This is a genomic window from uncultured Granulicatella sp. (genome assembly GCF_963528195.1).
Classification (GTDB): Bacteria; Bacillota; Bacilli; order Lactobacillales; family Aerococcaceae; genus Granulicatella.
The window spans coordinates 48,547-72,694 of record NZ_CAURVN010000007.1 but is presented as its reverse complement, the minus strand read 5'-3'; the positions used below and the strand labels follow the sequence as shown (position 1 = coordinate 72,694).

Annotated in this window: 20 protein-coding genes and 1 pseudogene; 3 read left to right on the top strand and 18 right to left on the bottom strand. The window is 31.6% G+C overall.

Annotated elements, in window-relative coordinates:
* Window positions 1-5 precede the first annotated feature (5 nt).
* A complete protein-coding gene (locus RWR88_RS03715; protein WP_314349580.1) occupies window positions 6-632 on the top strand; it encodes a TVP38/TMEM64 family protein in 627 nt (208 codons plus the stop codon).
* Window positions 633-813: 181 nt separating this feature from the next.
* Window positions 814-2,289, top strand: coding sequence for a UDP-glucose--hexose-1-phosphate uridylyltransferase (gene galT, locus RWR88_RS03710; protein WP_314450723.1), 1,476 nt, complete (start codon window positions 814-816; stop codon window positions 2,287-2,289).
* A 244-nt stretch (window positions 2,290-2,533) separates the two neighbouring features.
* On the opposite strand, the gene RWR88_RS03705 is transcribed toward galT, so the two are convergent.
* The 16 genes from RWR88_RS03705 to rnc all read right to left on the bottom strand — a co-directional run bounded on the left by RWR88_RS03705 (window position 2,534) and on the right by rnc (window position 22,220).
* A complete protein-coding gene (locus tag RWR88_RS03705; RefSeq protein ID WP_314450722.1) occupies window positions 2,534-3,991 on the bottom strand; it encodes a serine hydrolase in 1,458 nt (485 codons plus the stop codon).
* Window positions 3,992-4,130: 139 nt separating this feature from the next.
* Entirely contained in the window at window positions 4,131-5,117 is a 987-nt protein-coding gene (gene guaC, locus RWR88_RS03700; protein WP_314257575.1) for a GMP reductase, read from the bottom strand.
* A gap of 261 nt (window positions 5,118-5,378) precedes the next feature.
* Window positions 5,379-6,386: a signal recognition particle-docking protein FtsY gene (gene ftsY / locus RWR88_RS03695; RefSeq protein ID WP_006702571.1), complete on the bottom strand. Its 1,008-nt coding sequence runs from the start codon at window positions 6,384-6,386 to the stop codon at window positions 5,379-5,381.
* Window positions 6,386-7,222 (bottom strand): Cof-type HAD-IIB family hydrolase, encoded by an 837-nt coding sequence (locus RWR88_RS03690; protein ID WP_314349103.1) that lies wholly within the window; start codon window positions 7,220-7,222, stop codon window positions 6,386-6,388. Before RWR88_RS03690 ends, ftsY begins: the two co-directional genes overlap by 1 nt.
* Window positions 7,223-7,480: 258 nt before the next feature.
* Window positions 7,481-8,005, bottom strand: coding sequence for a GNAT family protein (locus RWR88_RS03685; RefSeq protein WP_314349104.1), 525 nt, complete (start codon window positions 8,003-8,005; stop codon window positions 7,481-7,483).
* Window positions 8,006-8,432: 427 nt separating this feature from the next.
* Window positions 8,433-10,031 carry an ABC transporter ATP-binding protein gene (locus tag RWR88_RS03680; protein WP_314450721.1) on the bottom strand — a complete coding sequence of 533 codons (1,599 nt, stop codon included), beginning with the start codon at window positions 10,029-10,031 and terminating at the stop codon, window positions 8,433-8,435.
* 306 nt (window positions 10,032-10,337) lie between these two features.
* On the bottom strand, window positions 10,338-11,081 hold the full coding sequence (locus tag RWR88_RS03675) for an ABC transporter permease (RefSeq protein WP_314450719.1): 744 nt from the start codon (window positions 11,079-11,081) through the stop codon (window positions 10,338-10,340).
* A complete protein-coding gene (locus tag RWR88_RS03670) occupies window positions 11,068-11,988 on the bottom strand; it encodes an ABC transporter ATP-binding protein (protein WP_314450718.1) in 921 nt (306 codons plus the stop codon). The genes RWR88_RS03675 and RWR88_RS03670 overlap by 14 nt, the downstream gene beginning before the upstream one ends.
* 238 nt (window positions 11,989-12,226) lie before the next feature.
* Window positions 12,227-12,388 (bottom strand): hypothetical protein, encoded by a 162-nt coding sequence (locus tag RWR88_RS03665; protein WP_314450717.1) that lies wholly within the window; start codon window positions 12,386-12,388, stop codon window positions 12,227-12,229.
* Complete coding sequence (locus tag RWR88_RS03660; protein ID WP_314450716.1) at window positions 12,381-13,046, bottom strand: zeta toxin family protein; 666 nt, start codon at window positions 13,044-13,046, stop codon at window positions 12,381-12,383. The genes RWR88_RS03665 and RWR88_RS03660 overlap by 8 nt, the downstream gene beginning before the upstream one ends.
* 118 nt (window positions 13,047-13,164) lie before the next feature.
* Window positions 13,165-14,001 (bottom strand): SDR family NAD(P)-dependent oxidoreductase, encoded by an 837-nt coding sequence (locus tag RWR88_RS03655; RefSeq protein ID WP_314450715.1) that lies wholly within the window; start codon window positions 13,999-14,001, stop codon window positions 13,165-13,167.
* Window positions 13,998-14,336 (bottom strand): type II toxin-antitoxin system RelE/ParE family toxin, encoded by a 339-nt coding sequence (locus RWR88_RS03650; protein ID WP_314450714.1) that lies wholly within the window; start codon window positions 14,334-14,336, stop codon window positions 13,998-14,000. The genes RWR88_RS03655 and RWR88_RS03650 overlap by 4 nt, the downstream gene beginning before the upstream one ends.
* A gap of 1 nt (window position 14,337) precedes the next feature.
* Window positions 14,338-14,634 (bottom strand): type II toxin-antitoxin system RelB/DinJ family antitoxin, encoded by a 297-nt coding sequence (locus RWR88_RS03645; protein WP_314450713.1) that lies wholly within the window; start codon window positions 14,632-14,634, stop codon window positions 14,338-14,340.
* 180 nt (window positions 14,635-14,814) lie between these two features.
* On the bottom strand, window positions 14,815-17,913 hold the full coding sequence (locus RWR88_RS03640; RefSeq protein WP_314450712.1) for a DEAD/DEAH box helicase: 3,099 nt from the start codon (window positions 17,911-17,913) through the stop codon (window positions 14,815-14,817).
* Between the two features lie 26 nt (window positions 17,914-17,939).
* Complete coding sequence (gene smc, locus RWR88_RS03635; RefSeq protein WP_314450711.1) at window positions 17,940-21,500, bottom strand: chromosome segregation protein SMC; 3,561 nt, start codon at window positions 21,498-21,500, stop codon at window positions 17,940-17,942.
* 15 nt (window positions 21,501-21,515) lie between these two features.
* The gene (rnc, locus tag RWR88_RS03630; RefSeq protein ID WP_314349113.1) at window positions 21,516-22,220 is read right to left on the bottom strand and encodes a ribonuclease III; all 705 of its coding nucleotides are present in this window, start codon (window positions 22,218-22,220) and stop codon (window positions 21,516-21,518) included.
* A 573-nt stretch (window positions 22,221-22,793) separates the two neighbouring features.
* On the opposite strand from rnc, the pseudogene RWR88_RS03625 reads away from it, so the two are divergent.
* A pseudogene (locus RWR88_RS03625) lies at window positions 22,794-23,019 on the top strand (transposase); the annotation flags it as partial.
* Between the two features lie 53 nt (window positions 23,020-23,072).
* Here RWR88_RS03625 and RWR88_RS03620 read toward each other — a convergent pair.
* Window positions 23,073-23,846, bottom strand: a complete 774-nt coding sequence (locus tag RWR88_RS03620) for an ion channel (protein WP_314450710.1) — start codon at window positions 23,844-23,846, stop codon at window positions 23,073-23,075.
* A 46-nt stretch (window positions 23,847-23,892) separates the two neighbouring features.
* Window positions 23,893-24,009 carry a type II toxin-antitoxin system RelE/ParE family toxin gene (locus RWR88_RS03615; protein WP_314450730.1) on the bottom strand — a complete coding sequence of 39 codons (117 nt, stop codon included), beginning with the start codon at window positions 24,007-24,009 and terminating at the stop codon, window positions 23,893-23,895.
* Window positions 24,010-24,148: the final 139 nt, after the last annotated feature.

Here is a 24,148-nt window from a genome sequence, read left to right as displayed (position 1 = left end):
AATTTATGACTGAAACACAAATTAAACAAGGTAAGCCTTTATCTCCCTTTGCACAAAGAATGATGCATGCTGCTTCTGTTGCAGGAGCAATTGCCACAGTTATCTTTTGTATTTGGGCTTATCAAAAAGGTTTGTTTACTTCCCAAGAAGCACTGAGTGAATATATGCAACGTGCAGGCATTTGGGGACCACCTGTTTTTATCTTATTACAAATTTTACAAACAGTTATTCCAATTATTCCGGGTGCTTTAACTAGTATTGCAGGTGTATATATTTATGGAATGGTTATTGGAAATGTATATAACTATATCGGTATTATCATCGGTTCTATTATCGCTTTCCATTTAGCTCGTATTTATGGACAATTATTTGTAAAATCAATGGTGAATGATAGCACCTATCATCGTTATATCGGGTGGCTAAATCGTGGAAATAAATTTGATTACTTCTTTACTTTCATGATGGCTTTTCCTGTTTCACCTGATGATTTCCTATGTATGCTTGCTGGTTTAACAAAAATGAGTTATAAAAAGTTCATCCTCATTATTTTAATTTGTAAACCAATTACTTTGGCGGCATATACTTACGGATTAACAGCGATTATTGATTATATTTGGGCTTTTTTCAAATAAATTTTGAGTTTTTTTCATTTCTCAAACTATTTTTAGTTTTTTTACTAAAAATGGTTTGTTTTTTTATACTTTCATTTTATAATAGGCTTATATAAAAGCCGTTACATTTTTATGGGGAAAGAAATGATAACGATTGCATTTTTTATATAAAATAACGAAATGGGTTAGGAGAAAAAGGAATATGTATCATAGTATTACAAATTTTATTGAAAAAGCTAAACTGGAAAAATTATTAGATCCAGTTGACGAAATTTATACAACGAATCAATTACTTCATTTATTAAAATTAGATGATTATAAACCAACTGATATTTCACCAGATCAATTGCCATCTTTAGAAGATTCGGTAGATGAAATTATTGAATTAGCAATTGAATTAGGAGTCATTGAAGATATTTTACCTGAAAAAGAAGCGTTTGAAGCAGCTGTTATGAATTTATTGACCCCTCTTCCATCCGTAGTAAATGAAAATTTTTGGAAAAATTATAAAGAAAATCCAGAAAAAGCAACTGCTTATTTTTATGAATTAAGCCAAAAAAATCACTACATTCAAACAAGAGCGATTGCTAAAAATATTCAATTTCCATATTCTGGAAAATATGGCACTTTAGAAATTACGATTAATTTATCAAAACCTGAAAAAGACCCAAAAGCGATTGCACAAGCAAAATTGCTAAAACAATCTAGTTACCCTGCCTCTCAATTAACGATGACAAACGAAGGATACTATGGACGTTTTAACCACCCTGCTCGAAGTAATCATAGAATTATTCGTTTAGAAATTAATCATGAAGACTGGGGATTCCAGTATTCTCCATATTCTTATTTTAACGAACATTCTATTTTCTTAACGCAAGTACCTCGTCCAATGCAAATTACAGAACGTTCATTTGAGAATTTAATGGATATTTTACGTCAGTTCCCTCACTATTTTGTTGGGTCAAATGCTGATTTACCAATTGTTGGTGGCTCTATTTTAGTTCATGATCATTATCAATCTGGTCGTCATGTATTTCCGATGGATGTTGCTCCAATTTTAGAAAATTACACGTTTAAAGGATTTGATGGAACAGTTTCTCGTTTACATTGGCCTTTATCTGTAATTCGACTTGCAAGTAAAGATACAAAACAAATTGTTCAATTAGCGACTCATATTTTAGAAAAATGGAGAAATTATTCAGATGAAAGTGCTGATATTTTAGCATTTACTGATGAAACTCCCCATAATACGATTACACCAATTGCCCGTGTTCGTGATGGAATTTATGAATTAGATTTAGTGCTTAGAAATAATCGCACGACTGAAGAATTTCCAGATGGTATTTTCCATCCTCATGTGGATGTACATCCAATCAAGAAAGAAAATATTGGATTAATTGAAGTGATGGGGTTAGCGATTCTTCCTCCTCGTTTAAAAACTGAACTAAAAGAAGTTGAACACTACTTACTTGATCAACCTCATAAAATGCCTGCAATGCATGAAAAATGGGCGAATGAAATTAAAGACCAAGAAGAAATTACAACTGATAATGTTGAAACTTTAATTCGTCAAAAAGTTGGTGAAATTTTTGAACGTGGTTTAGAAGATGCTGGCGTCTTCAAACAAACTGTTGAAGGACAAGAAGCATTTGGAAGGTTTATCGATTCCTTACAATAGTTACAATTTTTAATGCCTTTTCTGGTATAGTAGCAAACGGACGGCAGTAGCCTCGCTACAGCGAGTCTCTTGCCTAAAAGTCGAGCCTGTAGTCTCGACTTTTCCTATACTAGAAACCGATTGGTTTCTAGTACTTATGCTACTATGAAAAGGCTTATTTTGCTTCCATGATATAAATACGTCTTTCATGGCTAAAAGTTATTTTGTATAAAAAAAACGATTTCCAAAAGGAAATCGTTAATCATTACTTTCTAATAATAAACACGATTGAAACAATAATCGCACTAATTACACATGCTAATCCAATAATAATTGCACCTAATAAAATTGGTTTATCAGAAAGACTTAATAAAAATTCTTCAAAATTAAAAGTTAATTCTGATTTAGCTTCTGCAGTTGTATTTTGTTTATTCTCTTTATTTTCTTTTACTTCTTCTGGAATAATAGTTACTGGATAAGCTAATGGTTCAATTTTTGATGTAATACGAGGAAGGTCTGTTTCAATGACAATCTTATCCTCTTTTAAACTAAATTTAGGTGTTTCGCCAATTCGAACTAAAGTTTTAATATCTTTATCTAATTGAACTTTTACACCATCAATGGTATGTTCTCCTGCTTTTAACACAGTTTGCGTTTCATATTCAGAAAAAGCTTTTTTCAGTAATCCATTCCCAATTTGACTCTTGAAGAAAGAACTATTATCTTTATCTTCCCAAGCTCCAACTCCTAAAATAACTTGAATAAAACGAGTATCTTCTTGCTTAGCAGTCAATAAATGGTTAAATGCTGCACTAGGACTTGAACCTGTCTTAAATCCATCTACTCCTGGAAATCCTTGGTACATTCCTGGGATAGAACTATTATAAGTGTAAAACGATTCTTCATAAGGTGTTCCCACCATAACCGTAATTAATGGATTTTTTGTAAAGTTTGTAATTTCTGGAAAATCTTTTAAGAAATGATATGCTAAAATTGCTAAATCTCTAGCAGTTGTCTGATTATATCGATTATTATTATAACCTTCTGGTGTATAGTATCCTCTAAATGCTGAAGCTACTGCTCCACTAGCATTATTGAATTTTGTATTTTCCATGCCCCATTCTTTAAATTTAGCATTCATTTTATCTAAAAACTCAGTATCTGATAACCCTGTAGCTCTTGCTACCATCAGTGTGGCAACATTGGAAGACGGATAAAACATCATATACAATAATTCTTCAATTGGATAATCCACACCTGCAACAATAATATTATTACTAATTTCTCCAATCGTTGAAATCGCTCGATCTTCTTCTGTTGCAGTGACAATTGTATTTAATGACAACTTGCCTTCTTTCATCGCTTCAAAAGCCATATATGCAGTCATCATTTTAGAAATACTTGCCGGATCCCATGGTTGATCAATATTACTTCCGAATACAATTTCTCCCGTATCTGCATCGACCATAATAGTACTTTCTGGTCTATACTGTTCTTCAACACCATATCCATATTCCGCAATTGCTTCCATTACATCTTGTCTAAATGGAATAGCAACCGTTGTTTGTTCAGTTTTATCTTCTTGTTGGGTTGATTCTGTTTCTACTGTTGTTTCTTGCACAGCCTCTTTTGTACTGGAATCATTTTCTTCTGCTAAAATAGCACTTGTACATAATAGTGAAGCCATAAGGAAACTTAATCCCAAAATATTTTTTATTTTCACGAATTATCCTCCTCTATCAACTTTTTTATTCTACCCTTTTTTGAAAGAATTAGCAAAAAAAATTACAAAAAAATAAAGAAAAAACGATTCAACTTCACTCATTGAATCGTTTTTAGAATTCAGAATAATAAAAATCGTTTTAAATAGAATCTCCATTAAAAATTGAATTTTTAACAATTACGTAATCCACTTTACGAATCGATTCTAAGTCTGAACCACCTGCATATGAAATAGATGATTGTAAGTCTTGTTGCATTTCTACTAATGTATCTTTTAATGATCCTTTATAAGGAACAATAATTTTTTTACCTTCAACATTTTTACGTTCACCTTTTTGGAATTCAGATGCACTACCGAAATATTCTTTGAATCGTTCTCCATTAATTTCAACTGTTTTACCTGGTGATTCTTCATGACCAGCAAATAATGAACCAATCATTACCATTGTTGCACCAAAACGAATAGATTTGGCAATATCTCCGTGAGTACGAATTCCTCCATCCGCAATAATTGGTTTACGGGCAGCTTTTGAACACCAACGAAGCGCAGCTAATTGCCAACCACCAGTACCGAAGCCTGTTTTAATTTTTGTAATACATACTTTACCAGGCCCAATTCCTACTTTTGTGGCATCAGCTCCCGCATTTTCTAATTCACGAACGGCTTCTGGAGTACCTACATTCCCAGCAATTACGAATGTTTCTGGTAAATGTTTTTTAATATGTCCAATCATATCAATAACTGAATTCGCATGTCCATGGGCAATATCAATGGTAATATAATCCGGAATTAAATTTTTCTCTTTTAATTCTTCAATAAATTCATATTCATGAGGTTTTACACCCACACTGATTGAAGCAATAAGATTTTTTTCATGCATTTTTTTAATAAATGGAATTCTTCCTTCTTCATCAAAACGGTGCATAATATAAAAATATCCATTTTCTGCTAAAAATTCTGCAACTGATTCATCAATAATTGTTTGCATATTAGCAGGTACTACAGGGATTTTAAAAGTGTGCTTCCCTAATTGAACAGTTGTATTGCATTCTGAACGACTATTTACAATACATTTATTCGGTACTAATTGAATATCTTCATAATCAAAAACTTTCATTTCAAACATGAGGTAACCTCCTTAAGTAAGCATTTGTTTCATATCTGTTACCACGAAATATTTTAACTTATTTTGACTAAAATGTAAACAAAAAACTTTAAATCGATGAACATTCATTAATTGAACGTTTGTATTATGTAGTAAAACACGAACAAAAAGGTTGATAGAACTAAAAAAATGACTTTTCCTGTAGCATCTTAGACATGAGATTCATTTTCGAACCTTCTACTGTCCTTGCTACATAAGAAAAGTCTTATAAAAAAAATTATACTATTTCAACGAATCTTTCACTAATCCGAAGATAAACTGTGTAGAGTCAAATGGTTGTAAATCGTCCATTTTTTCCCCTAATCCAATAAATTTAACCGGAATATTCATTTCATGACGAATCGATAAAATTACGCCACCTTTGGCAGTCCCATCTAGTTTGGTTAAAATTAAACCTGTTACATCAATCGTTTCTTTAAATTGTTTTGCTTGAACTAAAGCGTTTTGTCCAGTTGTCGCATCTAATACTAATAAAGTTTCATCTGCACCCGTTTCAATTTCTCTAGAAATAATACGGTTCATTTTTTCTAATTCTTTCATCAAGTTCACTTTATTTTGTAGACGACCCGCTGTATCAATTAATAAATAATCGATATTTTCTGCTTTCGCTTTTTTAATTGCATCATACACTACAGAAGAAGGATCTCCACCTTCTTTACCACTAACAACAGGTACACCTACACGTTCGCCCCAAATTTCTAATTGTTGGATAGCTCCAGCACGGAATGTATCGCCCGCTGCTAATAATACAGAATGGCCTTCTTGTTTTAATCTCCAAGCAATTTTACCAATCGTAGTTGTTTTACCAACACCATTTACTCCGACAAATAGTAATACAGTTGGTCTACCTTCAGCTTTTGCTAAAGTTGCTAAATTGTCTTCTCCTTTTTCATAAATGTCTACCATTTTTTCAATAATAACTTGTTTAACATCATGAGCATTTTTAGCATTTTTCAAACGAACTTCGTCTCTTAAAGCATCCGTAATTGCTAACGTCATTTCAAAGCCTACATCTGAAGAAATAAATGTTTCTTCTAAATCATCAAAGAAATCTTCATCAATCGTTCTAAAATCTGCTAAAAATTCGTTTAAATGATCCGAAAAACTTTTACGAGTTTTTTGCATCCCTTGGTCATATTTATCAATAATAATCGAAGTTTCTTGTTCTTGCTGTTTAATGACAGCATCTTCACCGGTAAAGGCACGTTTAATACGATCAAATAATCCCATTATTTCACTCCTTCTCTTTCACGTTTATTTTGTTCTAAAATGTGATAAATAGCATGGGCTACACCAGATTCTTCATTTGTTTTCGTAATGAATTTCGCCACTTCTTTTACTTCTGGAGAACCATTTCCCATTGCTACAGGGAATCCTACCGTTGTTAACATCGATAAGTCATTTTCTTCGTCTCCACAAGCAGCGATTTCTTCCACTGTAATTCCTAAAATTTCAGCTAAATGCGTTAAACCTGTTCCTTTAGAGACTTCTTTTGGAACTACTTCTAATAAGAAAGTACGAGACTTCATACAATTGAATTTTTCGAAGAAGGCTTCTGGTAATTGACGAATTCCTTCATCTAATAATGACTCTTCAATACATAGCACTGCTTTATAAAATACATGACTTTCTTCAAATTCCGATGGATTTTTTGTAATGAACTCAATTGGATGAGGTAATCCTGGATAAATAGAAGGTCTTCCTTCAGGATAAGTTGTTTCATAAGCTCTTTCTAAATCAATCATAACAAGCGGTAAGCCTACTTTATACGCTTCTTCATAGCAGTATTGCATATCATCTCTCGAATGACCTTGTTTAAATAAAATTTCTTGTGATTTTGTTTTTTGAATAATTCCACCATTGTAGTTAATAGAAAAATCATCATCACCTAATAATTCTAATTCTTCTAGTAAATGGTAAATACTCATTAAAGGACGACCTGTACAAAGAACAATTTTTACTCCTTGTTCTTTAGCCAGTTGAATAGCTTTTTTGTTTTCAGGTGTTACTTTTTTATCATCTGTTAGTAATGTTCCATCTAAGTCTAGTGCAATGACTTTTATCATACAATCTCTCCTTTTTACTCTAAGGGCTTTGAATCCTAGAGCCATCATTCAACACTTTACTATATATGTGTTGCTTTGATTTCATTCTTGTATTATACCAAATTTTTAGGTTTGTGACTATTCTTAAAGAAAAAGCCATATCACTGGGATATAGCTTCTTTGTTTTTTGTTGTTTGATAACTCCTAATTGTAGTCAATTAAATTTACAAACAGGCTTTGTCGAATACCCTATATAATTTTCAATAAAAAGCTTATCTTCTACTTCAATGCAAAAAATTCATCTCGTAGAATTCCATATTTTACAGAATCGTAGTAAGTTCCTTTATAATAACGAACTTTTCTAATCCTAGCTTCTTGAGTCATCCCTAATTTTTCTGACAGTCTCATCATACCAGGATTACCACTCCATGTTGTTAGTCCCACACGTTCAATTTCTGGGAAATCTTTAAAACAAATCCCAATCCATTCTTGTAAGGCAGATGTTCCAATACCGTGAGACCATAATGAATCATCATAAATAACAATTCCTATTTCTAACCAACGAGTTCTAATGTCTTCCCAATAACGTGTAACAACTCCAATAATTCTTTCTTCATGAACAATTGCGAGGACATTTTCACTCAGAAAAAAAAGATGATTCTCTGGCTGTAAAAATGTTTCTAAATTTAATTGTTTATATTCGTCAAAATAAGGTGCATTATAAAGTGTCCATCGAGGTTTTTCAGATGAATATATTAGTTTATGAAGTATTGGTAAGTCTGTTTCTCTTAATTTTTTAAGCAAATTAACTTTCTCCTTATATAATGAATTTAGTTTATTACAGGCGACCTATACGCCTAAATAATTGTATAATATAGTTAATAGATAAAGGACATCATTCTCTCCTTGAATTCTAAAACTCGTACTCAAAAGAGAAATGCCTCTGGAAATTTTTCTTAGTGGTTTTTGATTTTTTGAAGAATTTTTCTATTCGTTATTGACTTTTCATAGTTAGTCTTTTTTATCTAAGCGGGCTGCATCATCATTCCTTTGATTTCATTCTTGTATTATACCAATTTTTTAGGTTTGTGACTATTCCTAAAGAAAAAGCCATATCACAGAGATATAGCTTTTTTGTTTCTATTGAGGATTTGTCGAGCAACTAAAAAACTCAGTTCTTCCAATCACAAAAATTATCTAATTGCACTATTTTACTTATTACCTACTCTACTCACATCTTATTTATAACTAGATGATTGTCCTTGATAGTAATGATCTTATCATATCCAACCATCATTTCCTCTGAAATGTGATGTTCTATATCAATAACTGCTCCAGAATAATTTTTGATCAAATCATTCAAAATTTTTGAACTCTCATCATCCAGCCCTGATAAAGCTTCGTCAACAAGTAAGCATGGTTTTTCAAATAATAATGCTCTTGCTAACTCTAACCGTTTTAATTCTCCACCAGATAGAGAATGTAATTGTTTATCCATTTTAGTATATAGCATCTCTTTTGTTGCTAAGTGTTTCATTTCTACTCTTCTTAAAAATTCAAGGACTCTACTTTCATCTATTGGACTATCAAACGTCAGATTAAACAGCAATGTTTCGTCAAATATAAATGGGTGTTGAGAAACAACAGAAAAAAGTTCAATTCCTTGTTCTTGTCCATAATTGATAGTACCAGATAATACTTTTGTTTCCCCTAAAATAGTTTTTAAAAAAGTACTCTTTCCTGAACCAGAAGGTGCTTTGAATAATATCTTATCATGACTTCCAAGTGAAAAATCAATATTTTTAATCAATTCATTATCTTGATATCCTACTGTAGCTTGTTTAAATTCTAAGATAACTTCTCTACTTGTTGGTAATTCTAGCAGTTGCTCATATTCTTCAGCTTTACTATTAAGAGTTAGCACTTTATTCAATACTGGATCAATTGATTGAATCACATTATATGTAGAAGCAGCAGTAATTAATGGAGTTACAACCCTATCAGCTGCCATATAAATAGTAAGTAAACTTCCTACTGTCATATATCCATTTTGAACAGAACTTATTCCCAACATTAACGCTATCAATAATGAGCACACATATAGTAAACCAATAATTGTATTAGCGATATTCTGATTAAAATCCATCTTAAAATAATTCTTTTCAGATACTCCTAGCTTCTCATTCAACTTTTTTAGTACAATATTTACCACACCAAATCTTTTCATCAACGGACGTGCCTCTAAAAAATCTGTTAAAAATCCTATATATTGATCATTAGCTTCTTGCCAACGTATAGTTCCTTTCTTTAACCATTTTTTAGTTAACTTAGGAATTAGAGCAGGTATAGCTCCCAAACTAACAAAAAGTAAGCCCACTAACACATTGATATTCATCAAAAATATAAATGTAACAACACCTTGAAGTGTACACAACATCATAGTAAATACATTATTGATAAATTTATTTTCAATTTGCTGAACTTCACTAGTAATACTAGTGATGTAAGAACTTGGTGATTGCTGTAAATTCTCTTTTCTAACAGAATTTACTGCATGTATATTTTTTAACTGATAATTTACATTTTGAATAAACTTGCCTTTAAAGAAACTAAATAGAAATTTTGATAAAACAATTAACAGTAAAAAAATCAGCCATAAAAATATTGTATGCCTACTGCTATCAAAATCACTATTGTTCATATAATCTGTAAATTTCCCTAAAAAATACGGTGCACCAATTCCATCAAGAGATAGTAAAGCTAAAAATAACAAAGCACATATAAATATTCGTTTATTACCTACTAGTATAAATCTTAAGAATCGAAACATTCTGATTCCCTCCTCTTTAATTTAGAAAATTTATATTCAACAATGCAAGTTGCATTATTCACAATAAAACTAATCAAATTTTAATTTAATCTACTCCAATCATTTTGTCAAGTTAAATTAGTAATTTAAAATAAATACGTATTTACTACTTTTACTTAAATCGTAATAAAAAAGACACCTACTGTTACGTAAGTATCTTATAAGCAATTTAATTTGCTTCTCCGTTATTAAGCATTATGGTAACTATAGTTGATACATCTAGTTAGTTTCCTTTTATACTCTTTCCAATACCTCTAAGACCTATTATTAATAACTTCTATCAATTCCTGCTTTCTTACTAGATTGGTAAATTTTCTTAAATAAAACATAACCAATTACCAAGAACATTACTGACTGACCGGCTAATAATAAGTACTCCATCAAAGTAACTCTTCCTCCTTGAATCAGAGATTGCGTCATTTCAATTCCTAGAGAAATAGGAAGAAAATGACCAATCGTAACCGCCCATTCTGGCATCATCTCATGAGGTAAAATAGCTCCAGTGAAAAATAATAGTGCATAAGAAATAATCGAATCAAAAGATGCTGTCTTCGTATATTTTAATGTCAATGCTACTAATACTAAGGTAAAGCCAAACACTCCAACAGTTGTTAATAAGAAGATGATAATATACCAACCACTGAATGAAATTTGAATTGAAAGAATGGCACTCAATACAATGGATACAATAGTAACTTTTATTAGATTGACAATTAACCACACTAATGTCCTTACTATAATCAGCTGTTCGAAAGGAAATGGTTTAATAATTAGTTGATCTAAAATTCCCATTTGCTTTTCCGAAGACACAGAGACTGCTGCTTCACTAATAACCGAACTCAACAAATACCAATACACAAATCCTACATAACCTTGATTCATTTGTTGATGTTGAACTAATAGAAACATATAGAACACAATCGTCGTAACCACAACACTCACAATATGATCCGGATAATAGGTACGTACTTCATGCAAATATTTCCACAATTCTGCCTTAAATAACTTCATGATGTGCTCCTCCTCTTTGACTATAGAAATAGTCTAGTGTTTCTTCAACCGTAGGACTTAATTTCTCAATCTTGATTAAATGAGACATTAAATTATGCTCTACTAAAAGTGTCGTTAACTCATCAATAGAATTCCGTTTCACGTATGATTTTCCTTTTTCAATGCGAGATTGTAGCTCTTGATGAATCACTTCTCCCTCAATAACAGCTTCAAATTCTTCTACATGTGGAACTTGTTGCAAGAAGTCCTGATAATCTCCCTTATAGACAACCTCCCCTTCATCAATCACAATCACATAGTCTGCTAGTAATTCTATAATCTCTGCTTGGTGTGAGGTAAGAATTATTGTTTTATTCTGTTCTGTTGAAAGTTGTTTAATTTTTTGACAAAGTTGCTTTGAACTTTGAAAATCTAATCCTAAAGTTGGCTCATCTAAAAATAGCACTTCTGCATTTGTCATTAATGAAATAATTAATGAGAGCTTCTGTAACATTCCTCGAGAATAGCCACCAACTGGTTCATCAATAGCATCTCTGAGGTCGAACTCATCAATTAACGCTTGAATACTATCATTCATATAGCTTATGGATTGTTTTGATAATCCAAGAAAGTATTCAATATTTTGTTTACCTGTTAAAAATGGGTAAACATTATCGACAGATTCTAATACGGCACTTACATTTTGATAGTAAGAATGTCCAATATCTGAGAGATTCTCTCCCTTAAATAAAATGTCTCCCTTATCTGCACTGATCATTCCTAACATCAATTTAATTAATGTTGTTTTTCCAGCACCATTTTTACCAAGAATCACCGTAATGTTATTTTCTGGAATTTCAAAGGAAATATTATGCAAAATTGTCTTATTATTGTATCGTTTTTCGATACCCTTCACTTCAAACACCATCTTCTACCTCTCCTTAAAATAGTAATCAAAACTATCTCTATAACCTTTTATTCAATTTTTTTAGAGGTTATAAATATCTATTATTTTCCCATAAAAATAAGTTTTTTGTTTTTTCTTGCATTATACCATTTTTTTAAGAATTGTATCTATTCCTAAAGAAAATTTTCACATGAGTTTACAAAATTTTGTATAAACTCAAAAAAGCACGAAACTAGAATTTCCAGTTCCATGCTTTCTATTAGTCTTTAATTCCAACAATCTCTCGCTGTCTACGATTCGCTTCTTGAGCGATATAACTCATTACGAACTTGAATTCTTTAGCAGTAGCTTTCTCAGAGAGTTCTGCGACACTTTGATTATATTTATCAATAATTTGTTGTACTTTTTCCTCATCAGTCATTTAACAAATCCTCCAATTGTTTTTTCGTATATTGCTGTGGAAGTACTAGCTGGACATTATCAGCATCAAAATGTACTTCGGATATATTATTCTGATAATCTTTAATAATAATATGTAATGTTACTTCCGGATGTCGTTCTTTTACTTTTTCAATATTTTTTCTAGCTTGGAAAAAAGCATTAATAAATGTATCTTTAGGAACAACACGTCCTTCTACTAATTCACGTTCTTTCGTAAAACGCCACGCAACTTGTGGATCTTGATAAACATAAAATAATGTCACACGATATCCATTTTTTAATGTTCGAATGATATTCTTCTCTGCACTTAAAACTGCAAATGTTGCATCCAATATAAATGAATATCCCTTATCCACTACAAATTTAAAAGTCTGATCTACTAACCATGCTGATGCCTTTTGAAATTGACTAGAATTACTACCATCATAACCTGGGAATTGAATTCGAAATGCATCTGCATCAATCACAATATGATTTTTATATCTATTTGCTAAGCCAAGAGCAACTTCTGTCTTACCTGCTCCTGGACTGCCAGCCATAAATACTGCATCTGTCTCTTCACTAGGAACACTATCGTGAATCAATTCAGAAATAAACTCTGCTAGTCTATTTTGTGCATATTCTAAATTCTGATCCATAGTATTCCTCCTTCAATTCTTTGTATAAGTATACCATTTTCCAAGCTGTTTATCAGCAATATTGTAACATCTTTATTCAGAACTTTTGCCTTCACAACAGATTAGAAACAAAATATGCTTATTCAAAAACTTCACTGACAAAATCTGTAATTGGTTTAAAATGATTAAAGTCCATCATTGGATCTCCTAAAGTATCGTCTCCAGTTAATCCGATAATTTCTATTTTACTCTTCGAATGATTTTTCTCAATTAGCTCTTCTGCTAATGCTTTAATACTCAGTTCTTTTCCAATTGATAATGTATAAACTCCTGTTTTTAGAACTTGATTGTAAAAATCATCCCACCCTCGAATAAATTCTTCTTTCCTTGTTGCGAGTTTTGTAATTCTCTCATCTGTTAAAGGAAGAGGTTTATTTTCTTTCGAGAGTTTATCAAACACATGATAGACTGAACCATTACTTTCAATTACAAATGGAAATCGTAACGATTGAATCAAACATTCTTGATGCTTCTCATTTAAATTCTGTAAATATTGTTCTACTTCTAATTTTTGTTTACCAAACTGATTATGTGGTTTATATGCTTCATCACTTGAGATAAATACCACTCTTTCCTTTACAAAAGGTAATACTGAATCTAAAAACACTTTTGTTTGCAAAACATTTTTTGAATAATAATACTCAGCAAAGTCTTCACAAAAATTTGTCATTTTTAATGATGCTCCATGAATTAAAATATCTGGTCGAATTGCTTCAATATATTTCAAACAATCTTGCGAAGTAAAATCCATTGGTACTGGATAAAATACTGATGAATCGATCCTTTTACTCATAATTGCTAACTGTGTTTCTTGATAATCAACACCATAAACTACTGCATCATTTTCTATAAAATAATTTACTAATGCTTCCCCAATAGTTCCACAAACACCCGTAATTAAAACTTTTTTCTTCATGATTCACGCTCCATTAAATTTAATAATTGTTGATTCTGATTTCTTTTATTGTAAATCACTGCTAAAATATGAACCACTCTATTCTCTTCATCTATCCAATAATACATATAATAATTCTTAACTGAGATTTTTCTAACTCCTTGACTTCCCCATGGTTCTTCATCTATGGTACGATAACTTTGTGGCATTAAGGCAAGTTGATTCATCTTATGTTTAAATAAAAGCAACAATTTTTTTGCTGCAGCTGGAGCATTCAACTCACATTCGATATATTTTCTAATTTCCTGTAAGTGATCAAATGCTTGAGGTGTTATCTTAATGCTGTACTCAACCATTTTATAATCCTTTCATTAACTCATTAAAAACAAAATCCATATCTTGTGACTCATTATTATTTACCTGTTGCATTCCAGTATTCATCATTGTTTGAAATTCTTCTTCTGTCATTGTTTCACGGATAGGAAGTTGCTTCTGAGGAACGGTTAAGGAAAATGGAATTCCATTATTCATAATAATTTGTCGATAGAATAAATCAATCGCTACCGCTCGAGAAAGACCAATCTGTGATAAAATTTTTTCTGCTTGTTCTTTAATATTTTCTTGAATTCTAACATTTACACTAGCTGTTTTCATACATATTTCTCCTCTTATATGATTACACTCATTATACCATATGTATTGCGTTATGCAACACATTTAGAATAATCTCAACTTCTTTATCAAAAAACAAATGAAGTAGTATCGCCTTCTAACCACTCTTTCACAAAAAGAAAAAACCTTCATCAAAAGGCTTTCTCTAAACTACTTCATTTCTTATTCACTTAAATGAACTCCAAGAATTTCTTTAATATCTTCCACTGTTAAATTATTCTTACTTTCTTGTCCTTCTAAAACAGTATTCACTAATTCTTTTTTATTCTCTTGTAATTGTTGAATTTTTTCTTCAATTGTACCAAGAGTTACTAAACGATAAACATCTACTTGTTTTGTTTGTCCAATACGATGGCTTCGTCCAATAGCTTGCATTTCTACTGAAGGATTCCACCATAAATCACATAAAATAACGGTATCTGCACCCGTTAAATTCAAACCAGTTCCCCCAGCTTTTAGTGAGATTAAGAAACAATCCTTTTCACCTGCATTAAAGGCATTCACCATTTCTTGACGTTCATCTGATGGTGTTTGACCTGTTAATTTAAAATAAGTAAGGCCTTGTTTTTCTAATTCCTTCTCAATTAATTCTAACATCTTTGTAAATTGTGAGAAAATTAATGGACGAGCACCTTTTTCACGAAGTGTTGTAAGCAATTCAATTAAACTATCCATTTTTCCACTTTCTCCTGAGTAGTCATCAAGGAATAAGGATGGTGTATTACAAATTTGACGTAATCGTGTTAATCCCGCCAATAATTCTATCTTTCTCTTTTGTAATTCATCATCTGAATGAGATTCTACAATATCCTGCATTCGTTGAACTTGAGCGATATACAGTGATTTTTGAGGAGAAGTTAATTCATTACTATATAAATGTTCATTTAATGGTGGTAATTCTAAAACAACTTCTTCTTTTTTTCTTCTTAAGATAAATGGTTGAATTAATTTTGCGACCATTTCTGGTGTTAACTTGCTAAATTCTTTTTTACTTGGTAATAATCCTGGAAGAACAAATTGGAAAATCGACCAAATTTCTTCTAATCGGTTTTCGATTGGGGTTCCGGATAATGCAAAGCAAGTTGCAACATCAAACTCTCTCAATGCGTGTGCAATTTTCGTTTGGCTATTTTTCACCATTTGAGCTTCATCTAAAATTAAGTAACAATAATGATATTTTTGATATTCTACTACATCCGATCTAAACGAAGAATAACTAGTAATAGTAATCGTTGCTTGTTTTTCTATTTGAAGCAATCGACTTTTAGCATTTCCATAAACAACTTCAACATCTACATCTGGTGTAAATTTACGAAACTCTTCTTTCCAATTATATAATAAACTAGATGGCGCTAAAATTAATACTCGTTCATTTTCCTTTAAATGAGCATTTAGGAAAGTAATCGTTTGAAGCGTCTTCCCTAACCCCATATCGTCTGCTAAAATTCCACCAAAATGATGAAATTGTAACATACTCATCCATTGTACGCCTTCCTTTTGATACGAACGTAATTGTGCATTCACTTCATAAGGAGGAGCATCAAATCGATTTGGATTTGCAAGGTAATAAGCCATTTGTTTAAATTCTTTCGAAAAATGTACCGTATCAGAATTTTTCACACTGTCCGCTAAAACAAATACTTGAGATTTATGAACTTTAAACGTATCTTTTGAAAACTTCGCACGAATATCTTGTAATCCTTTAGCAACTTTCAGACTTTCATCATTAAAAACAATGACTTGACCTGTTTTTGTTTGATAATGGGACTCTTGACTCCATAATGCTTTTAAAGCTTCTCCAACTTCTTTTTCAGAAAGCATTGAAAAATCAAATTTTACAGAAAGATAGCCATCTTGTTCAATGATATTGATAGACCCTGAATCTTCAATATAGAGTTTTTGTAATTCCTCTGATAACTCTATCTCTCCTAATTTCTGAAACTTTGGTAAATCATTTAAGAAAAATTGAGCCAATTCTATGGATGCGCTACTGCTAAATCCTTCTTGAAATCCTGAACAATATAATTGGTAGCGAATTTTTTTCGCTAATTTTTCATCATGAGCATAAGGAAGATTGACTAATTCATCCTTTGAAGAAATCGTATCCTTTTCAAAATGCCATTTCATCTCAACTTTGATTAAACTTCTATCCTTTGAAAAATAGAAGGATGGGACAAATGGATGAGATTGTAACTCCTCTAATAATTGCACATTTGCAAATTTTGATAGTGTATCAGAGAAACGAACCATTTCTTCCTTTTGATAATGAGAAAAACTCAACTCAAAACGATTAGTGTATAACCTAATCCATTGTTGTAATTTCATTAGAAAATATCTGTATTCTTTTTGGATACGATAAATATGGTTTTCTCTAATTAAAAAATCTGTAAAAAGAATTCTCCCAAATCCTCCTATATAATCGAATACATAATTTTGATTTGTTTTTCGAACAACAAAATTTGTTTTCACTGGTTTAAACGGTATTTCATCCATAAAGAAATTTGGATATTCTATTTCATCATTTACAAATCTAAATTCCTCTAATTCTTGAAATAACTGACAAGCTTCCGACAGATACCCAGGAGACATTTGTAAATAACGTGCACCATTCTTACCATAGGATTCATATTCAAAATCTATATCCGAATCAAAGAAATTTCTATATAAAAAACGAATACAAGCTTGTTCACTTTCATTAAATGATTCTATGGTCATAATTTCACGATTATATTTTGTAGACATACTATAAGGATAACTATTATATATCGCTAAAATAAACCGTGAAATATCTTTGACAATGTAAAACCGATCAGCATCTTTGGGTTTTACTTTCAAAGTCCATAATAAATATTCTCCACTGACATCTAATTGCGCTCCTAAAGAATATTCTTTTACTTCATGTTCTTCTTCAAGAGCCTCTAGAAATGGAATCTCATTTAATAATTCCATTGCAAATGATCTAACTTGAGAATTTTTTATGCGATATTGTACGTCTGGTGACAAGCTACTAAAATACAATTCAAAAGCAACCTTATGTGCACAGTATTGATTTTGGCTATAATCTTTACAAGTACAAGTAAAATTTCTTAAATCTAGAGCATCCATGGATACATTTCCATCCTTTGGGAGTTGAAAACTTAAAGAGCCATAATTTCTCGGATTTCTTAAATACCATGCTAAATCCCTATCAAATGCACTTTTTAAGTTTCTATACATTTTTAAACCTTGTAAATTTACATTAGGTTCCTCATATCCCATCATCTCACCACCTTTTTAAATAAGACTTTCTACTCCAACCCATCAAAGTCTTCGAATTTTACTGACGCTAGTTTTGAAACTCCAGATTCTTGCATTGTTACCCCATATAATACATCTGCTTCTTCCATTGTTCCTCTTCTATGAGTAATAACAATGAACTGTGTATTTTTAGTAAATTCTTTCAGGTAACGACCATATCTTGCAACATTTGCTTCATCCAAGGCTGCTTCTACTTCGTCTAGTAAGCAGAATGGCACTGGCTTCACTTCTAAAATGGCAAATAATAATGCAATGGCTGTAAAGGCACGTTCTCCCCCTGATAATAGACTTAACGACTGAAGTTTCTTACCAGGTGGTTGAGCAATAATCTCAATTCCTGTTTCTAATAAATTCGTAGGATCTGTTAATTCTAACGAAGCACGTCCTCCTCCAAATAATCGAGGGAATGTTTGTTGGAATTGACTTGAAATAGCATCGAAAGTTTGTTTGAATCGACTCGTCACTTCTGTGTCCATTTCTGTAATCGTGTCTTCTAGATTTTTCTTCGCATCTAATAAATCTTGCTGTTGGATTGTTAAAAATTCAAATCTTTCTTGAACTTTATCGTATTCTTCAATCGCCATTAAATTAACTGCACCCATTTGTTCGATTTGTTGTTTTAAACTACGAACGGCTTTTGAAGCATCTTCAATTGACATTGTTAATTCTGTTTTTTCGATTGCTGCTTCAAATGTTAATTCATATTCTTCACTTAAATATTGCAGTTTTTGGTCAATTGCTAATTCAAATCGATTGGCTTTTGTTTCAACTTTTGATTGTTGTTTCAAATACTCTTGTAATTGATGTTGCGCTTGATTACGACTGACTTCCGTTTGCTTATTCAATACTTCTAATTGAATTCTTTCTTCTTTTAGTCTATCTAAGTCTGTTTCTAATGCTGTAACAGTTTCTTTAATCGCTTCGTAATCTTTTACAGTTTGGTTGTAATCTGCTTCATTTTTCTCTTTTAAGTCCTTCTGTTCATCTTTTTTCGATTCCAGTAAATGAACTTGTTCTTCTAAACGTTTTAATGACAGTTTTTCTTGTTTGAATTCTTTCTTTTGATGTTGGACTTGCTCTTGAATACGAGCTTTTTGTGTCCCCACTTCTTGTAATTCTTGTTGTTTTTCTTGAAGCTGTTGCGTACGGTCTTCTTGAGATAATTGTAAATAATCCAATTCTTTTTTAACCGCTTGATTCTCTTTTGTAATCCTTCTTAACGCTTCATGAGTTTCCACATATTGCTGTTCTAATTGTTCATATTGTTCAATCGATTCATCTAATTCATATTGTTGACTTAATGTTTGACGACTGATTTTATTAAATTCATCTTTTGAGAATTGTAATTCTAAGCGTACTTCTTGTAATTGTTGTTTTAAAATTGTTTCTTCTTCTTGAATCGCTGTTCCTTTTTGAACAATCTCGTTCCATTTCGTTTCCAACTGATTCCATTTTTCTGAAACTTGATTCTCATATTCTTTCAACTGTTTCAATTGTTGTTCTAACGTTTCTAATTGACTATTTCGTTTTACAAGAGATTGTTGTTGATGGTTTTTAGAAGCTCCACCGGTCATCGAACCACCAGCATTGACAACATCTCCCTCTAAAGAAACAATACGATAACGGTATTGCAATACTTTAGCAATTTTCATAGCATCATCCAGTGTTTTGGCAACGACAGTTGTTCCTAAAATATTTCGAACAATGGATTGATACGTTTTTTCCACATGTACTAAGTCACTAGCAATTCCAACATAGCCTTGTAAAGAGAATAATTGTTGTTGAACGGCATCTGGCATTCTTTTCTCTTTAATAATCGTTAATGGTAAGAAAGTTGCTCGTCCTAAACGGTTCATTTTTAAATAGTCAATTGCTTTTGCAGCAGCTTGTTCGTGCTCTACTACAACATGTTGACTACTTGCACCTAAAGCAATATCGATGGCTAATGTAACCTCATCATCTACTCGAATTAATTCAGCAACTGAACCAATGACACCTGCGATTTGTTTCTTTTGTTTTAAGATTTCACGAACCCCTTGATAGTAACCAGCATAATCTTCCGAAACTTGTTTCAAACTATGATAGTTGGCTTGTGTTTGTTGTAATTGTCGTTCAATCTTTTGTTTTTGTTCTTGCATCGTTTGACGTTCTTGACGTAAACTGTCTGCTTGTTGACGATAATTATTTAAGTCTTCTTGTTTAGCATTAGTCTGTTGAGCTAGATTTTCTTCTTTTTCTACTAACTGAGCAATCTTTTGATCTAATTGCTTTGATTGTTCTTCAAATAATTCTTGTTTTTCTAGTAATTTATCATGTTGATTTTGATTTTGTTCCATCGAACGTTCCAAGTGTTTTTCTTGGTTCGTTAATTTTGAAATTTCTTGTAATTGTTCGATATAGTCACTTTGTAATTGCTTTTGTCGCTCTTCATTACCTTGACTTAATTGTTCTAATTCTTCTACTAATTTAGACCAAATTGATTCAATTTCGTTCAGTTCTAGTTCTTTAATGGCAACTGCTCGCTCTAATTCAGCCACAGTTTGTTCTGTTGATTCTAATTGACGAATGACTTCCACTAAAGCTAATTGGTTTTCTTCATTGGTACGATTCGCAAACTCTTGTCTTTGTTGATAAACTTTACGTTCACCATCTAATTGTTCCATTTTTTGAATCGCATCAACATATAACAATTGTTTATCATCTAACTCAGTATTTTTTACAGCAAGTAATTCTTGTTGATCAAACACATTCTGTTCTAGCTCTACTAATTTTTGTTCTGTTTTCGTTACAGTTTCTTGTAACTGAGCTACTTCTCTTTTAGCGACTGTCCACTGAGTATTTAAAGTTTCAATTTCAACGGCTAATAAGGCTGTTTCGATACCTTGTAATTCTTCTTTTTTAGATAAATAAACAATCGCTTTTTCCTTTTGTTCTAATAAAGGCGTTAATTGACTTTTAATTTCATGTAAAATATCTTCTACACGATTTAAATGTTCTTGTGTTTGATCTAATTTTCTTTGCGCTTGAGTTTTACGGTCTTTATATTTTAATACCCCTGCAGCTTCTTCAATAATCATACGACGATCTTCAGGTTTATCATTGAAAATTTGTTCGACTTTCCCTTGAGAAATTAGGGCAAAGGAATCCTTTCCTAAACCAGAATCCATCATTAAACTTGTAATATCTTTTAGTCGACAAGCTTTCTTATTAATAAAGAAGTCACTATCCCCATTACGGTTCAATCGACGAGTTAATACAACTTGAGAATGCTCAATTGCCAATTTTCCATCTTCATTGTTAATATGCAAATTTACTTCAGCAATATTCACGGGTTTACGAGTTTGAGAACCTGCAAAAATAACATCATCCATTTTTTTACCACGTAAACTTTTGGCAGATTGTTCTCCTAAAACCCATTTAATTGCTTCTGACAAATTAGATTTTCCACTTCCGTTTGGACCTACAACAGCTGTAACACCTTTATCAAATTCGATAACGGTTTTATCCGCAAATGACTTAAATCCAGACATTTCAATTTTTTCTAACTGCATCCTTGACTCCTTACTTTAAGAAATAACGTTTAATTTTTCTAATGTTCTTCTAGCAGATAATTGTTCTGCTGCTTTCTTCGTCTTGCCTTCACCAATTTCATAGCCTTTATCATTCACATGAACTTGTACGGTATAATAACGTGCATGAGAAGGCCCCTCTTCTTTTAGTAATTCATAACGAATGTTCACATTCCCATTTCTTTGGAAATATTCTTGTAATTCTGTTTTAAAATCACCAACTAAAGTAAATCTTCCATCTTTTATTTTCGAAATAATGACTTGTGTTAGAAACTGACTAGCACCTTCAAAACCTTGGTCTAAATAAATAGCACCCACAAAAGCTTCAAATACGTCGCAGAGAACTGCTGGATTTTCATGTCCTTTTGAAGCACGTTCTCCCTTTCCTAATAAAAGATATTTATCTAACTCACACTCTTTTGCAAGTGTCGACAAACTTTCTTCACAAACGATTTGCGCTCTTAATTTTGTTAACTCGCCTTCTTTTTTCGTTGGCATTTGTCGGTATAACCAATTAGAAATAAATAATTCTAAAACGGCATCACCTAAAAACTCGATACGCTCATTATAAATTCCTTTGCACTCTTTATGTTCATTTGCATAGGATGAATGAGTTAATGCTTCTTTTAGATAGTTTTCATTTTTAAATTGTATTTGAAATTCTTTTACTATTTTTTCTTTAAATTGTTCGATTGAATACATGCCCTTCGGCTCCTTCTCATTTCTCTATCTCCCCTATTATAAAAGGTTTGATTAAACATTACAAACGATTTTATAATAGGGGCGTATTCTGACACGTAAAGCAATAGAAAAGAATTTTACATATTGTAGCAAGGTCGACAGCAGCTTTGCTTTGCGAGTCTCATGTCTAAACTTTGAGCCTTGGTCTCAAAGTTTCCCTGTAATATTAGCCAAAATGGCTAATATTACTACTGCTACAATAACAAGTCTTTTCTATTACTTCACTTTTTTATCCTACAAGAATAATGAAATCGTATCTAAGCAACCGTACAAATGTATTATCCTTAAAAATATTTATAATTTAATTTACGAAAAGTTTTAAAGTAACTTCTAGTTAAGTATCAAAAATAGAAGTTAATCTGGGACTAAAATTTATGTTAGAATTAAGTATGAGACAAATGATGGTATGGAACGATGAAACATTAACATTTAACGTTATCTGATCGTATTGAAATTGAATTAGGTATTACAAAAGGTTCGAGACTATTTTCCAAAAGGAACTTATTTTGATGAATATACATAGGAAAATATTTACCACTTTTTCAAACTGTCTTTAAAACCTTTCTAAAGGACAAAGAGAAAACCGCCAACGCCCTTCAACTACCCTATTCCAATGAAAATTAGAAGCACGAATAATCTCATCAAGCTTATCAAACGAAATGCCTTTGTATTTCGGAACTTTGAAAACTTCAAAAAAAGGATTTTTATCACTTTGAATATCAAAAAAGAAAGGACGAAATTTGTCCTTTCTCGATTTTAGCTTTTCTTCAACCCACTACAGTTAACTATATTATGTGTTTTGTCTCACCTTTATTATATTTTTTCAAGCAATTCTTGTATCATTCTATTTAGTTCATCTATCTTCTCAGATTGTTTCTCTAGTAATAATCTTTGACTAGACAATTCGTCTTGGAGTTTATCAAGTTTTATCTGTTCATCTGGATTATCTTTTACAAAAAAGTTTGTCAAGGCACTTGTTAACATTCCTATTGTACCAATCCCTACCAACATTAATAAAACAGCTATCCATTTCCCAAAAAGGGAAACTGGAACAATATCACCATAACCAACAGTGGTTACTGTCACAAGAGCCCACCAAAGACTATCTGAAAAGGATTTTTCTTCAACTACAGATAAAATTGAACTTCCTACTAGCACGATAAAGATATTAACATACAAGATATAAATCAGGCCATTTGTCCGTAAGAATCTACTAATTTTTCTTTCTAATTTACCTGTAAGTCCAATTATTCTAAGTAAACGAGTCAGTTTCAGTAATTTTGTCAGCCTTGCTAAGCGGAAGATACGCCCTAACCGAAATACTGTAAAAATAGCATTTAAAGGGAGAATAGCCAATAAATCAAAAATATTTTCTAGAATAAAACTCCATTTTCTTTTAGTCGTAAAAAAGCGCCAACTATAATCAATTACAAAAACAGCCCAGATTACTAAATCAATAATACTATAAGGCGGATTGTCCAAATCAATTATATCAGCAAATCCAAGTAATACCAGAATAACAGAGATTAAAGCTAGTAAAATAATTGTTGTGTCATAATAATCTGCAAAAAACCATTTTTTCTTCAAATTTTTACTCTCCTTACTTTCTATCCTATTATTACTCAGCTTTAATTCAATAATTATCTCTCCGATGACCAACTTCTAGAGTAGCAACGACTAATTCAGTGTCTACAATTTGTACGATAAATCGATAATTACCAATTCTATAACCCCATAGCCGAAGTAAAATTAGCTTCTCAAGATAATTTTACAGGAAATTTTGAGACCTTGGCTCAAAATTTAGGCATGAGACCGCAGGGCTGCTGCCGTCCTGGCTACTTTTAGAAAAGTTTCTTTTTACTTTAAATGCCTTAAGAGCAGTTTAAATA

Coding starts and splice junctions, on each gene's coding strand:
- RWR88_RS03715 (WP_314349580.1), top strand. CDS start 6: ATGACTGAAACACAAATTAAACAAGGTAAGCCTTTATCTCCCTTTGCA.
- galT (WP_314450723.1), top strand. CDS start 814: ATGTATCATAGTATTACAAATTTTATTGAAAAAGCTAAACTGGAAAAA.
- guaC (WP_314257575.1), bottom strand. CDS start 5,117: ATGTTTGAAATGAAAGTTTTTGATTATGAAGATATTCAATTAGTACCG.
- ftsY (WP_006702571.1), bottom strand. CDS start 6,386: ATGGGATTATTTGATCGTATTAAACGTGCCTTTACCGGTGAAGATGCT.
- RWR88_RS03690 (WP_314349103.1), bottom strand. CDS start 7,222: ATGATAAAAGTCATTGCACTAGACTTAGATGGAACATTACTAACAGAT.
- RWR88_RS03680 (WP_314450721.1), bottom strand. CDS start 10,031: ATGTTTCGATTCTTAAGATTTATACTAGTAGGTAATAAACGAATATTT.
- RWR88_RS03675 (WP_314450719.1), bottom strand. CDS start 11,081: ATGAAGTTATTTAAGGCAGAATTGTGGAAATATTTGCATGAAGTACGT.
- RWR88_RS03670 (WP_314450718.1), bottom strand. CDS start 11,988: ATGGTGTTTGAAGTGAAGGGTATCGAAAAACGATACAATAATAAGACA.
- RWR88_RS03665 (WP_314450717.1), bottom strand. CDS start 12,388: ATGACTGATGAGGAAAAAGTACAACAAATTATTGATAAATATAATCAA.
- RWR88_RS03660 (WP_314450716.1), bottom strand. CDS start 13,046: ATGGATCAGAATTTAGAATATGCACAAAATAGACTAGCAGAGTTTATT.
- RWR88_RS03655 (WP_314450715.1), bottom strand. CDS start 14,001: ATGAAGAAAAAAGTTTTAATTACGGGTGTTTGTGGAACTATTGGGGAA.
- RWR88_RS03650 (WP_314450714.1), bottom strand. CDS start 14,336: ATGGTTGAGTACAGCATTAAGATAACACCTCAAGCATTTGATCACTTA.
- RWR88_RS03645 (WP_314450713.1), bottom strand. CDS start 14,634: ATGAAAACAGCTAGTGTAAATGTTAGAATTCAAGAAAATATTAAAGAA.
- RWR88_RS03640 (WP_314450712.1), bottom strand. CDS start 17,913: ATGATGGGATATGAGGAACCTAATGTAAATTTACAAGGTTTAAAAATG.
- smc (WP_314450711.1), bottom strand. CDS start 21,500: ATGCAGTTAGAAAAAATTGAAATGTCTGGATTTAAGTCATTTGCGGAT.
- rnc (WP_314349113.1), bottom strand. CDS start 22,220: ATGTATTCAATCGAACAATTTAAAGAAAAAATAGTAAAAGAATTTCAA.